Source organism: Psychrobacter sp. 2Y5, from assembly GCF_051847375.1.
In the GTDB taxonomy this organism is placed as follows: Bacteria; Pseudomonadota; Gammaproteobacteria; order Pseudomonadales; family Moraxellaceae; genus Psychrobacter.
This window is the reverse complement of record NZ_JBPYDA010000004.1, coordinates 50,342-63,736: the sequence shown is the minus strand read 5'-3', so window position 1 is coordinate 63,736 and position 13,395 is coordinate 50,342. Positions and strand designations below refer to the sequence as shown.

At 43.9% G+C, this 13,395-nt stretch carries 11 protein-coding genes; 10 read left to right on the top strand and 1 reads right to left on the bottom strand.

Annotation, left to right across the window (positions count from 1 at the left end; genetic code table 11):
• Positions 1-275 precede the first annotated feature (275 nt).
• The 10 genes from fmt to ACS8E3_RS05355 all read left to right on the top strand — a co-directional run bounded on the left by fmt (position 276) and on the right by ACS8E3_RS05355 (position 11,986).
• Positions 276-1,343 carry a methionyl-tRNA formyltransferase gene (fmt, locus tag ACS8E3_RS05400; protein WP_439242035.1) on the top strand — a complete coding sequence of 356 codons (1,068 nt, stop codon included), beginning with the start codon at positions 276-278 and terminating at the stop codon, positions 1,341-1,343.
• Between the two features lie 60 nt (positions 1,344-1,403).
• Entirely contained in the window at positions 1,404-2,978 is a 1,575-nt protein-coding gene (locus ACS8E3_RS05395; protein WP_439242033.1) for a transcription antitermination factor NusB, read from the top strand.
• A 162-nt stretch (positions 2,979-3,140) separates the two neighbouring features.
• Positions 3,141-4,559, top strand: a complete 1,419-nt coding sequence (gene thrC, locus ACS8E3_RS05390) for a threonine synthase (protein ID WP_439242031.1) — start codon at positions 3,141-3,143, stop codon at positions 4,557-4,559.
• A gap of 214 nt (positions 4,560-4,773) precedes the next feature.
• Positions 4,774-5,868, top strand: a complete 1,095-nt coding sequence (locus ACS8E3_RS05385) for a LysM peptidoglycan-binding domain-containing protein (protein WP_439242029.1) — start codon at positions 4,774-4,776, stop codon at positions 5,866-5,868.
• 93 nt (positions 5,869-5,961) lie between these two features.
• Positions 5,962-7,185 (top strand): DNA-processing protein DprA, encoded by a 1,224-nt coding sequence (gene dprA / locus ACS8E3_RS05380; protein WP_439242027.1) that lies wholly within the window; start codon positions 5,962-5,964, stop codon positions 7,183-7,185.
• A gap of 150 nt (positions 7,186-7,335) precedes the next feature.
• Positions 7,336-7,995 carry an L-threonylcarbamoyladenylate synthase gene (locus ACS8E3_RS05375; protein WP_439242025.1) on the top strand — a complete coding sequence of 220 codons (660 nt, stop codon included), beginning with the start codon at positions 7,336-7,338 and terminating at the stop codon, positions 7,993-7,995.
• Between the two features lie 215 nt (positions 7,996-8,210).
• Positions 8,211-8,729: a GbsR/MarR family transcriptional regulator gene (locus ACS8E3_RS05370; RefSeq protein ID WP_439242023.1), complete on the top strand. Its 519-nt coding sequence runs from the start codon at positions 8,211-8,213 to the stop codon at positions 8,727-8,729.
• 49 nt (positions 8,730-8,778) lie between these two features.
• Positions 8,779-9,744, top strand: coding sequence for a TIGR01777 family oxidoreductase (locus ACS8E3_RS05365; protein ID WP_439242021.1), 966 nt, complete (start codon positions 8,779-8,781; stop codon positions 9,742-9,744).
• A gap of 458 nt (positions 9,745-10,202) precedes the next feature.
• Entirely contained in the window at positions 10,203-10,679 is a 477-nt protein-coding gene (locus ACS8E3_RS05360) for a thiol-disulfide oxidoreductase DCC family protein (protein ID WP_439242019.1), read from the top strand.
• 134 nt (positions 10,680-10,813) lie between these two features.
• Positions 10,814-11,986, top strand: a complete 1,173-nt coding sequence (locus ACS8E3_RS05355) for a metallophosphoesterase (RefSeq protein ID WP_439242017.1) — start codon at positions 10,814-10,816, stop codon at positions 11,984-11,986.
• On the opposite strand, the gene ACS8E3_RS05350 is transcribed toward ACS8E3_RS05355, so the two are convergent.
• Positions 11,958-13,376: an alpha/beta hydrolase gene (locus ACS8E3_RS05350; protein ID WP_439242015.1), complete on the bottom strand. Its 1,419-nt coding sequence runs from the start codon at positions 13,374-13,376 to the stop codon at positions 11,958-11,960. The two genes, ACS8E3_RS05355 and ACS8E3_RS05350, sit on opposite strands and share 29 nt — an antisense overlap.
• Positions 13,377-13,395: the final 19 nt, after the last annotated feature.

Genomic DNA, 13,395 nt, shown 5'->3' with positions numbered 1-13,395 from the left:
TAGAGCGGGCTCCAAATTTTGAAGCAGATTCCTAATACTAAAACTTTAGGGTTATTATTTGCTACAGCGAAACAACTATTATAATAACAAGAATTTTATAAATATCGTTATCTTAATAATCAACATGACGCTTAAGGTATTCAGTCGCCTGCTAACAGTCATGGCACAAGCCCTTAAACTCACTTATAATGTGACAAACTATAATATCATGTTTACCAGTACCTGCTAGTTAGGGCTTAATACTGGTAAAGGTTATAAGCGTTATAAGGAAAAAAATGACTGCTGCTGACGATATGTTAACAAATAATGCTAACACTGATTTATTAATCTCTACTGCTAAAAGACGTGTGGTGTTCGCTGGTACGCCTGAATTTGCGGCGACTAGCCTACAAGCGTTAATCGCGCAGCAAGAAGCGCTCAATATAGAGATTGTAGCCGTTTATACTCAGCCGGATCGCAAGGCTGGACGCGGTCAAAAGCTCAGTGCCTCGGCAGTCAAGCAAGTCGCTATAGATAATGACATCGTCGTTGAGCAGCCTGCTACTTTCAAAAAATCTAGTATTGAGGGTATGGCAGCCCGGCAAACGCTGCGCACCTACCAACCTGATGTCATGGTTGTGGCGGCTTATGGACTTATTTTGCCGATTGGCGTGTTGAAGACCCCAACTTTGGGCTGTCTTAATATCCATGCTTCACTACTACCGCGCTTTCGCGGAGCAGCTCCTATTCATCGTGCACTGTTAGCGGGTGAAAAAGAGACTGGCATTACTATCATGCAAATGGATCGCGGGCTTGATACCGGTAATATGCTCTATAAAACTAGCACTAACATTACTAATGATGATAGCGCCGCAAGTTTGCATGATAAGCTTGCAGAGTTAGGGGCTCAGGCTATTATCACTGTCATGCAAGATCTAGAGAGCTATCAAGCCAAAGCTATCGAACAAAACGATACTGAGGCCAATTATGCCGAAAAACTAGTCAAGTCGGAAGGCGAGATCGATTGGACACAATCGGCGGCTACTATCGAGCGACAAATACGCGGGTTGAACCCTTGGCCGGGTACTTATACCTTTCTACAAGGCCAGCGGGTAAAGGTTTTAGCCAGTTTGCCTGTTAATGAGACGCAGCCCACGACTGAAGCCTCAGGCACTATCATTAGTGTTGGCCGCAAAGCTATCTTAGTCGCTTGTGGTAAAGAGAGTGATCAAGTACAGGCAGGAACTTTAGCGATTACTCAGCTACAGTTTGCCGGTAGTAAGCCTGTTAGCGCTGAGCAAGTCTGTCATGGCAATCAATTAGATGATGGTGACCGATTCACCTCCAATCCCGATCAGCAGTAACACCAGCTAAACTCTATCAAATAAGACGCTACTAATCATACGTCAAGGAAATAAAACTTAATGAGACAACCGTCAACAGCGTCTAACCCTAATAGCAAAACTCCCAAACCCTCCAGTAATCTAAAAATGACGGGTAGTGTACGTGTACGCGTCATACGCTGTCTGCTTGCTATCCAAAATGGTCAGTCGTTATCTAGCGTACTCGATCCTTTACTGAACAGCTTGCACGAAGGCGATAAAGGCTTTGCTCATGCGCTATTGCTGACTACTCTGCGTCAATGGTTTGCCCTCGAGCGTCTACTCGATAGTTTAGCGAATAATCCTATCGACGAGATTGAAGTCCGTACCACTATTCTGGTGGGGTTGACGCAGCTGCTGTACTTAGAAGTCGCCGATCATGCCGCTATCCATGAAACGGTCGAATCGGTAAAAGAAATCGAGTTTGCGCATGCCAGCGGCCTTACCAATGCTATCTTGCGTAAGGTAGCCAAAAACCCGAGTAAGTTCCGTAAGAAATGCGATAAAAAGCACAGTCTACCGAACTGGCTCGCCTATCAGCTTAAGCAAGACTGGAGCGAGTATTATGATGATTTGACGCAAGGTTTACGTCTGCCTGCACCGATGTTTTTGCGGGTAAATACGGTTGATGCATTAGTAAGCGACTACCAAAAAACTCTACAGCAAGCCGATATCAGCGCTGAATTAGTTGAAGTTAAAACAGGTCTGTCACTATTACAGTCTACTGATGATAACGGTACAGCAACTATGGTTATTAACCATCAAGCGCTGCGCCTTGAGCAGAGCATGGCAGTAAGCGGCTTACCTAGTTTTGCAGAAGGCGGCCTAAGTATTCAGGATATATACGCTCAGCTCGCTGCGCCTATTATTCAGCAAGCGCTTGTGCATAAAGTAGCTACTGATAAAGCTAATATTAGTGCAGACAAAGGTAATGATATCTCTGAAATTAAATTATTAGATGCTTGCGCTGCCCCTGGCGGTAAGCTGGCACATTGGTTAGAGCTATTAAATAATGAAGATCAGTCGGTATTGTTTCATGTGAAACCAGACAAAGCAGACATTACAAATATTAAGCTGGTCGCCATCGATAATGAAGCGCCACGTATTGAGCGTATTCATGATAATTTACAGCGCTTAAATTTAGAAAAATCTGACAAAAATATTGGATTAGATATCGTCTGTGCCGATGCCACTCGTTGGCAATTGGTTAAGCCAACTAAGCAAGACTCTGAGGCATTAGCCGTATTCGATGCTATTCTTTTGGACGCACCTTGTACCGCGACCGGGGTTATTCGTCGTCATCCTGATATCAGCATTTTGCGTACTGAAGAAGATATCGAGCAAACCGCTAACTTACAAGCAGATATCTTGCATAATCTTTGGCCACAACTCAAAGTTGGTGGCTATCTGCTGTATGTGACTTGCTCTATCCTTAAGCAAGAAAACGTTGAACAGATGCAAGCTTTTTTAAGAAAAAATAACGACGCCACTGCGATTGAGTTTACCGATGACAGTAATTGGGGTATTGCCCAAGAGGTAGGTCGTCAGTGTTTACCGATAGACAGCAGTAGTGGCGATGGTTTTTATTATGCTTTATTGCAGAAGACGGCTCAATAAGTGTATTTTAAACCTTACTCCTAATGATTAAGGTAGGTTGGTGCTTTAGCCTAGCTTTTATATTTTGTAAAAATACCATGCTAGGCTAAAGCGCTAGCCTACAACCGCATATACCTAGTTGAAATTTATATTTGAACAAAATAATTATTTACAGGAAAAACAATGAAATATATCAGTACCCGTGGTCAGACTGAGCCGATGGATTTTAGTGATGTGCTACTCATGGGGCTTGCTCCTGATGGCGGTCTTATGTTACCTGAGCACTATCCAACAGTTGATAATGAGGTGTTAGAAGAATGGCGTACGCTCAGCTACCCGCAGCTAGCGCTAGCGATTATGCAGCGTTTTGCCACTGATATCCCACACGCCGATCTCAAAGACATTATTGATCGCACTTATACTAGCGAGGTGTTCGGTAGTAGCGAGATCGTGCCAGTACGTAAGCTCGAGGAAGATTTGTATATTTTAGGTCTCTCAAACGGGCCGACGCTCGCCTTCAAAGATGTTGCCATGCAGTTTTTGGGTAATGCTTTTGAGTATGTACTAAAACAAAAAGGCGCGCGTATCACTATTATCGGCGCAACTAGTGGTGATACCGGTAGTGCGGCTGAATATGCACTACGCGGTAAAGAGAATATCGAAGTATTTATGCTATCACCGCATGGCAAAATGAGTGAGTTTCAGCGCGCGCAGATGTATAGTTTAACGGATGATAATATCCATAATATCGCCATCAAAGGTATGTTTGATGACTGTCAAGATATTGTTAAAGCGCTGCAGCAAGATGCCGAGTTTAAGGCGAAATATAACCTAGGAACGGTCAATTCTATTAATTGGGGTCGCATCTTAGCGCAAATTGTTTATTACTTTAAAGCTTACTTTGCAGTAACCTCAAACAATGATGAGCAAGTTAGCTTCAGTGTACCATCTGGTAATTTTGGTAATATCTGCGCCGGTCACATTGCCAGAGAGATGGGTTTGCCCATTGACCGTCTTATGGTCGCAACCAATGAAAATGACGTGCTCAATGATTTCTTCAATCAAGGCACTTATCAGCCGCGTGCCACTGACAAGACTTATGTAACATCCAGCCCTTCAATGGATATCTCTAAAGCATCGAACTTCGAGCGCTTTGTTTATTTGTTATTAGATAAAGACAGTGCGCGCGTACATGAGCTGTTTGAAGGGGTGAAATCAGGGCAGGGCTTTGATTTGTCAGATGTGATGGAGACGGTGAATAATCGTTATGGCTTTGCGGCGGGTAAGTCTACCCATGCTGACCGTTTGCAAACAATCAAGACTTTATATGAGCAATATAACGAGCTGGTGGATCCGCACACCGCTGATGGTATCAAAGTCGCTAAAGAGTTGCAGCGAGACGGTGAAATCATTGTCTGCGCTGAAACAGCCTTGCCTGTTAAGTTCGCGGAAACGATTATTGAAGCTATTGGACCAATAGAGATTGAGCGTCCAGCTCATACCGAAGGTCTAGAGGACTTAGAGCAGCATGTTGTGGTTTTGGATAATCAAGCTGAGCTAGTGGCAGAGCAAATTCGTCAGCAAGTCAATGCAAATAGTTAATTCGTTAGTTTCACGTGAAACTATGTAAGAAAATCATTAGCTATAAAAGTTATATATTTGTAAGTTTGTGTCGCGTATTGTGCTATGGTGCATATCATTGTAAACTGAATAACGCTAAAAATCGGCAATTAGCCTCTAAGATATCTTTAAGAAGGCTTGTCTACAATTAACCAAAATTATGCCTGTGATCTAATTATACCTTGTGGATATCGCCATGAATACCAGTCTAAAAACGATAACAAAGACGCTCGTTGCTACTATGTTTGGTAGCGCCTTATTAATGTCTACGGCTTTTGCCAACAACCCTGCGCCTTCCATTAAGGCAGATGCTCCCAACCGTTATATTGTCAAAAAAGGCGATACGTTATGGGACATCTCCGGACGCTACTTGGAGAGTCCATGGCGTTGGAAAGAGATTTGGGCAACCAATAAGCAAATTAAGAATCCTGATCTTATCTACCCCGATGACATCCTTATCTTATGTATCATTCAAGGTAAGACTCTAGTCGGTATCGATACTGGCGAGGGCTGCGCTGGTATCGAAAAGCAGTTAATGGGAACGGTAGAGCGTGAAGTTACTGTTACCTCAGTCGCTAATAGTATTCCCGCAATTCCTTTAAGCTCTATTCAGCACTGGTTAGATCGCTATACCATCGTGCGGCCAGAGGACTTCAACAGTACCCCTTATATTTTAGCTTCCAAAAATCGTAACTTAATTACCGCGAGCGGCGACAAAGTCTATGCCAAAGGTGTACCGCTTATCGTCGGTCAGCGCTATGGTATCTACCGTGAAGGCGAGCGCTATGTCGAACCTAAAACTCAAAAGGTCATCGGTTTAGAGGCCATGCAAGTCGCAAGCGGCATAGTCACTAGTGTCGCTGAAAATGGGGTTAGCAGTCTACAGCTGTCCGAATCTTATGGTAAGGAAGTGCGCGAAGGCGATAGAGTGTTCGTTGAGCTAAGTAACTCTATTCCGCCAGTGTTTTATCCGGCGCCAGCTCAGGTGAGTCGCGGTGGCATGATCGTAAGAGTGATGGACTCTATTAGCTCAGCGGCGCGCGGTAGTGTCGTCGCTATTAACTTAGGCACGACTCAAGGCGCAAAGCCTGGCGATGTATTGACAGTCTATCAAAAAGGTCCACTGGTGCGAGATACCATAGATAATGACAATTCGGTACCCCTGCCTAGCGAAGAGAGTGGCATGGTGATGGTCTTCAATAGCTTTGATGATATAAGCTATGCTTATGTACTGAGCTCAGAGCTGCCACTCAGCGTCGGTGATCAATTACTACCACCGCCTTATTTATAACAGGCAATCTAGCTAGCTTATAAGCCAGAAGTTTTATTGATAAACTAAGTTACTTATTTGGATAAGCATACCTCTTATATGAGCTAGACGACTATGACGCCACAATCCTCACCTCATTTAGATCCTAATCAGCGTGCAATATTGGCGCTGTGGTATGAAGTGAATGGCTCCTTATCCGCTTATTATAAGTTAATGAGTGCCTTTGATAGTGCACAGAAAGCTTGGGCAGCTAGCATAAGTACTTGGCAAGCATTAGGGATACATACTGCTCATTTACAGCGTCATGAGCAGCAACAGCAGACACTAGCTAGCATTGATAAGATTGAACAAGCACTCGTAGCTGAAAGATATCAGCTGCTTTTTGCCGATGAGCCTGAGTTTCCAGCCCAGTTATTGCAGATTTATGATCCGCCGCCTTTGTTGTTTTGCCAGGGTAATATCGCGCGCTTGCAGCAAGCACAAATCGCTATGGTAGGGAGCCGAAAGCCTAGCGCTCACGCCCAAAAATCTACTTTCGATATTGCTCAGTACTTGGCGCAAACAGGCTATGTCATTACGAGCGGTTTGGCTATGGGAGTAGATAAATGCGCGCACTTAGGAGCATTGGCTCAAGTGGATAGCGAGTATCAAGGCCGCACGGTAGGGGTTATGGGTACAGGAATTGAGGTCTTTTATCCAAATCATCATGACAAGCTGTTTAGCCAAATTATCGAGCAAGGCGGCTGTATTATTAGCGAACTATTACCGCATACGCAGCCGCATAAGCACACTTTTCCACGTCGCAATCGGCTAGTTGCTGGCCTAAGTTTAGCGACAATAGTGACAGAAGCCACTATCAAAAGTGGTTCGCTCATTACTGCCAGACTCACCTCTGAGCAAGGCAAGCAAGTCTTTGCGCTGCCAAGCCACATCGACAATAAGAACGCTGAGGGCTGTCATCATCTAATTCGTGAAGGCGCGACGCTGATTTATCATCCCGATCAGGTGCTGAGCGACGTAAACGTTCAACTGAGCTTTTCTCCGAGCCTGCCATCGATAAATCAGCCACTTAAGCCATCGACACCGCGTAATTCACCACAACGATCAACAACTGATAGAGCATTATTAGCCCATAGCATGCCAACTCGTACATCCTCACCAATAAAGATACCTGAGCATCTGTCTTTTATTTATGAGCTGCTCGACTGGCATGGGCAAGATTTAGATGCCTTGTTGATATCTTCGAAGCTGACAGCACCGCAGCTGATCGGTCAGCTAATGGAGCTAGAGCTACTCGGCGCTATCGATGTACAAGGTGGCCGCTATTTACGTTTATGATATAGTAAACTTACTTTAGAGCTGCACGTTAAGATTAGCGTATTGATTTTATTTCGAACTGGCTATAGTTGTTTTTAGCTATCAGCAATGCCTTTTTTTGATTGTCCGACACACCCTAATACGTTTACTCCATTCTAGAGCTTTCAGCTTATGTCTTTTTCTGCGCCCTTCATTACCGATTCAGTCGTACAAGCTGCTCACTGGCTAAACCAAGGACAGCTATTATCCTACCCAACCGAAAGCGTATGGGGGATTGGCTGCGATCCTTTTGACGAAAGCGCTGTGCAGCAGCTGCTGACCATTAAGCAGCGGCCACAAGACAAAGGCATGATCGTCGTTACCGATAGCATCGAGCGCATTGCGCCGCTACTTGCACCTCTGAGCTGTGAGCAGCGACACACAGTGCTGGCCAGTTGGCAGCCTAGTACTGATTTCCTTGTACAACAAGCACATACTTGGTTACTGCCACTGCCAAAGTCACTCACCCCTCCCATACCGACTTGGATAACGGGCGCACATGATAGCGTCGCTGTACGCGTCATCGCGCATCCATTAGTACAACAGCTATGTGCGCAGCTGGTATCAATACAGAACCCTTATGGCTTTCTTGTCTCCACAAGCTGTAACCCTTCAGGCCAGCCACCTGCGTTAACATTGGCAGAAGCGAAAAGTTATTTTTTAGAGGGTAGCGTCAGTATAAATAATAATAGTCAGCCAACACAGAAGGTTGGTTATCTGCGCGGGGAGACTTTGGGCTATCAATTACCAAGTCAAATCGGTGATGCGCTTAGCGGGCGCATTATCCGTTAAAGTTTTCCCTTCATTAGTATGCAATGAGTCTTAGTTGATAATTATGTCCTACAAAAAGAACGTTTTATCTGCTTATTTCAGTCTTGACAGAAATAAGAGAATAGCGCAGTATGGTTTATAAGTTATTTACTTTCTAAATGATGAACGTTATTAGTTGTTAGTTTTAAATCATTATAAGTATCAAGAAAAAGCAATATAAATAAGTGTGAGGCAATATGAGACTCAATCCCGTCACCGAAAAATTCGTCTTACACTGGGGGGAAATGGGCCCTAAGTGGGGCGTCAATCGGACGATGTCGCAGATACATGCGCTGCTATATATCATCGGTAAGCCATTAAATGCTGAAGAGATTACTGAGACGCTAGGCGTGGCGCGCTCTAATGTCTCAAATAGTCTTAAAGAGTTACAAAACTGGGGTCTGATCCAAAAAGTTTCTATTTTAGGCGATCGCCGGGATCACTTCACTACCAATACTGATGTCTGGGAGCTGGCGCGTATCATCGTCGTTGAGCGTCAAAAGCGTGAGCTTGAACCTACCGTACAGTTTTTACAAGATCTGATGGATAGCCCGGAGTTTGAATATGAAAACAGCGAAGTTAGAGCCCGGATAAGTGACACTCAAGACTTCGTAAATACTTTAACCACTTGGTCTTCCGAGATGCTTAAGCTCCCTACTAGTATGCTAAAAAAGGTGCTAAAACTAGGGGCAAGTATTAAGAAGTTTTTGAGTTAATGATGACTCAGAACGGTATGAGCAATAAGCACACAACAAGGATAAGCAGATGAATATTTTAATCAGCGGTGGTTCAGGATTTTTGGGAAGCACGTTTAGTGAAGAGTTGTCTAAGCGCTATCAGCAGGCAGATAAAGAATTACATATCACTTGGCTTACGCGTGATACCAACCAAGCGCATCCTAACGACATAAATATGATGACCTATGAGGAGCTTGCAACTATTGATAAAAGCTTCGATGTGATTATAAATTTAGCAGGGGCGGGGATTGCCGATTCGCGCTGGAGTGATGAGCGTAAAGAGCAACTGATGGCGAGCCGAGTAAAACCCACAGAGTCGCTACTCGAATTCATTGCTCGCAGTCATGTGAAACCTAAGCTGATGCTAAGTGGTTCAGCTATCGGTTGGTATGGCACTCAAGGCGATAAGCCTTTAACCGAAAGTAGTGCTTATCAGACAGATTTTTCGCACAAATTATGTGACGATTGGGAACAGCTAGCGCTCAAAGCAACTGATTATGGTGTACCAGTCGCTATCGTTCGTACTGGGGTGGTGATTCATCCTGAGGGTGGAATGATCGCCAAGTTATTATTACCGTTTAAGATGGGCGTAGGTGGTCAGTTAGGCGATGGTGAGCAAATTATGAGTTGGATTAGCCGTGAGGATTGGGTAGGGGCGGCGATTTTTATTATTGAAAAGCATCTGACTGAGACAAGCGGTAAACAAGTCACGCCTAATAACGAGCTGAAGACTCATAATGATACGCCAGCGCTAGTGTATAACTTGACAGCGCCAAACCCAGTAACCAACCATACTTTTACTAAAGCTATGGGCGCTTGGCTACATCGTCCCACTATCTTTACTTTGCCAGAGTTCTTACTCAAATTGATGTTCGGTGAGATGTCGACTTTGCTTATCGATGGGCAAAAGGTGCTACCACAAGCTTTGTTAGAAGCAGGCTATGACTTTAAGCATACTGATATTCAACAAGCACTAGAAGAGCAGAGTAAGTGATTCTACAACTAATGTTTCATGTGAAACAAAACGTATTATAGAAGCGATAAGTGGCTTTTAATTCCAGACTAAATATAGTCAGTTCAAAATAAAGTTGTTATAAATTTGAACGCGCTATTGGTATTAACTTTACTTGCGTGCTGTTACCACAGAGGCTGCGTAAAATTTATCCCAGCAGCGCTATGACACTTTTAAAGTAATTCGACTATATTAACTAAGAAAAATTTAAATGATCATAAAGATGATTTATTATTCAAAATAATAACCCATTATTTTGGGCGTGAATTTCAGTTTTGACAGAAAATATATAAATAATATGAGTTTTCCAAAAATAGCGATAATTAGCAGTATACCTGCCTTATTAGTCGTTCTATAAAAGAGTCATATCGGCATCAGCTCAAAATAGGTTATTTGTTAATACTAATTTGCTAACAATAAATCGCCCTAGGAGTTATAAAATGACAATATCGCGTCAGACTAATCAAGATAAAAATCAAAAAGACCAAAGTCAAAACCATGCTGCTATCACTATGTATTATGACGATAGCTGCATATTGTGTAGTACAGAAGCCTATAACTTACGCGCGCGTAACCCTAAAGCTATCACTTTGATTCCAGTAGATGAAGGCTTAGAGGCCTTGCAAGCAGCAGGGTTTAGCCGTAGCGATGCCATGACTTATCTATGTGTACAAGACTGGTATGGTGGCTGGCATACGCATATGGACGCGGTACGATTACTGTATAGAACCAGTGGTATGAAAGGCTCCATGCTGCTGTATCTACCGATTGTCAGGCAGCTTGGCGATTTTGCTTATCCTTATGTGGCACGTAACCGCTACCGGATTCCAAATTGGCTGACTAGACTGGTTTATGGCAAGGCAGTGACGCAGGCCTGCGCAAGCGGCGTCTGTAAAATGCCGCCAAATAAGCGTTAATTAAATCTAAAGGCATACTATTTTATAAAAAGTGACAACCCTTCTCGTTGTTGTAGCTGTGTTATCTACTATGCCGCTTAACCTTCTCAAGTCATCCACTTATTTTAATACTAAAACCCGCTTTAGGATCCTAGATGCGTTATGTCTTTTTTATTATCATTATTGCTTTGTTAGAGCTTTTTAGCCTTGGAGCGGCGCTATCTCTACAGTGGTTGCTACAGCCTTGGCTGACATCAAGCATGACTACAGCTGTTTGGGTCTTAATATTTGTTATTACTAATAGTCTGTTAGCTGTGACTTTTAGCAAGCGCTTTGACAATAGCTATCGCTGGATGAGTGGCTGGCTGCTGGTTATGCATTTTATGCTGCTGACCGCATTAATAGTGAGTCTTTTATACGGAAGTTATGGATTTATTCACTCGTTTGCGGATGTCGCTATCTTGAATACCGTTTCAGTAAGTGCGGCGCTGCGAATACTGGCATTAGTTATTTTTGTCGGACTTTTTATTTATAGTTTGTATTGCGCTTATGTTCCGGTCGTGCGCCGGTTATCTATTACGATCAATAAACCTTTAGCAAGCTCATTGCGTATTGCTATGGCAAGTGACTTGCATTTAGGTCAGCTGTTTGGCAATAAAGCAATAGATAAGCTACATCAGCTTATTGTTGAGAATAAAGCGGATATACTGCTGATGCCAGGCGATATTATGGATGACAATATAAAAGCTTATACCGCTCATAATATGGCCGCCAAATTGACTGAACTTTGTAGCAGCTTACCTTACGGTGTCTATGCCACTTTAGGCAATCATGACTTATATGGCCATGAGCAGCCGATCAGCAAGGCTTTGCAAGAGGCTGGCGTGCAACTATTAAATGATGAAGTATTCAAGCTAGAGTATGCAGGCGAGACAATTTGGCTGATAGGTCGTTTTGATAATCATAAACGCGAGCGCGTAGCAACTACCGATTTGTTGCAGCAAGTTGACGCCAGTAAGTCAGTCATATTACTCGATCACAGACCTAGCGATATTGAGCAGCACAGCGAATTACCGATAGACTTGCAAGTTTCTGGCCATACCCATGACGGACAAATATTCCCCGCTAATTTTATCGTCAGAGCGATTAATCGTTTGGGTTACGGCTATAAAGCCATAGGCAGAGGACACTTTGTCGTCTCCTCCGGCTATGGCTTTTGGGGTATTCCTTTTCGTTTAGGTTCGCGCTCTGAGATTTGGCTTATTGAGATGACGGGCCAACCAGTAGTTCAAGCTCTCACTAAGCGACCAATAACGATTCAGCGTTGATGATCTCACCGACGAAACGCGCAAAGTCATTGATAATATACTGGGTTTCTTGCTCTAAGCCGCTATGGACGCTCATCAGATGCATAAAGCCATGAGGGGCACCGAGTACCGTATAAGTCTCAACTGCTATCTCAGCAGCCTTTAATTGACCGGCATAAGCAAACGCCTCATCACGTAGCACGTCAAGCTCAGAGACAACGATATAAGTCGGACACACTTTACTATTATCACCAATCATAGGCGAGATAAGCACATGCTCACGTGGCAGCGGGCTGTTTTGCATAAACGCGGCGTCAAAAACGGCCACATCAGCATGATCTAATAGCAAACCTTCGCCATATAGCTCCCAGCTTGGATAGTCAGTTTCGATATCAGTGACCGGATACAGCGGCATCTGCGCAAGCGGACGAGGTAGTGTTTTAAGTAGTTTATACATATGCTGACCGGCAATCCCTAGATCTGACCAAGCCTCTTCGGTTGGGTGAGTCAGCTGCTGCGCTAGTAACGTCGATAGACCGCCACCAGCGCTATCTCCAGCTAGGACAATACGCGACGGTGAAGCACCAAGGCTATGACTGTTATTGGCTAACCAAGCATAAGCTTTGATCGCATCTTCTAAGGCTGCTGGCGCTGCATGCTCAGGCGCTAAGCGATAGTCCACACTGACCACCGACCAACCTGTCTGCGCGCAGACGCGATGACAAAATTCGTGATGAGTATCGACATCACCAATACAAAAGCCGCCACCATGAAAGAACAACATCACTGTCTCATCAGGGTTATGGTTGATTTTTGAATGGACACCCGCTTGATAGCAGCGAATAATCATATCGTCATCATCAGCGTTGGCTATAGCTTTATCTTGCCAATTAACAGCCGCATCACTACTTTTATTAATAAGCTTTAGGGTGGCAAGCTTATTACTCGTCGCTTGCTGCCAGACTTTAGGGTCTTGCATAGCGACCGCGTCGGCTGCAAATCTCTCACGTAGCTCTTGCATTTTAGAGAGGTGTAAAGGGGTTTTTAGTCGGCCATTAACCGCAATGATCAATCGCAAATGCGCATTAGCGTTTGGGTATTGTTTGGCTGTTGGACCATCTAGATAGCTTACTAATGCTTCTAACATAGCATCAGGTAAATATCCCAGCCCCTTTAGTACGTAATGTAGAGCATGCTGCTGATAGTCTGTCGCGGGCAGGAAGCTTGCAAGCTTTTCACCGAGTAATCTATATCTATTATCGCTTTCGCTAAGCTGCGCAGTCTCAGCTTGATTTTCATGCGCTTGATAGTATTTTACGCCCTCTAAGGGAGCTAGTTTCGACTTAGTGTTTAAGCTCGCCGCCGCTTTATTTATCAAAGCATTAAGCGAGGTTATAGAAGAGCTTGACATGGCATTCCTCATAAATTAG

Coding starts and splice junctions, on each gene's coding strand:
- ACS8E3_RS05370 (WP_439242023.1), top strand. CDS start 8,211: ATGAGACTCAATCCCGTCACCGAAAAATTCGTCTTACACTGGGGGGAA.
- ACS8E3_RS05395 (WP_439242033.1), top strand. CDS start 1,404: ATGAGACAACCGTCAACAGCGTCTAACCCTAATAGCAAAACTCCCAAA.
- ACS8E3_RS05375 (WP_439242025.1), top strand. CDS start 7,336: ATGTCTTTTTCTGCGCCCTTCATTACCGATTCAGTCGTACAAGCTGCT.
- ACS8E3_RS05350 (WP_439242015.1), bottom strand. CDS start 13,376: ATGTCAAGCTCTTCTATAACCTCGCTTAATGCTTTGATAAATAAAGCG.
- ACS8E3_RS05355 (WP_439242017.1), top strand. CDS start 10,814: ATGCGTTATGTCTTTTTTATTATCATTATTGCTTTGTTAGAGCTTTTT.
- dprA (WP_439242027.1), top strand. CDS start 5,962: ATGACGCCACAATCCTCACCTCATTTAGATCCTAATCAGCGTGCAATA.
- thrC (WP_439242031.1), top strand. CDS start 3,141: ATGAAATATATCAGTACCCGTGGTCAGACTGAGCCGATGGATTTTAGT.
- ACS8E3_RS05385 (WP_439242029.1), top strand. CDS start 4,774: ATGAATACCAGTCTAAAAACGATAACAAAGACGCTCGTTGCTACTATG.
- fmt (WP_439242035.1), top strand. CDS start 276: ATGACTGCTGCTGACGATATGTTAACAAATAATGCTAACACTGATTTA.
- ACS8E3_RS05365 (WP_439242021.1), top strand. CDS start 8,779: ATGAATATTTTAATCAGCGGTGGTTCAGGATTTTTGGGAAGCACGTTT.
- ACS8E3_RS05360 (WP_439242019.1), top strand. CDS start 10,203: ATGACAATATCGCGTCAGACTAATCAAGATAAAAATCAAAAAGACCAA.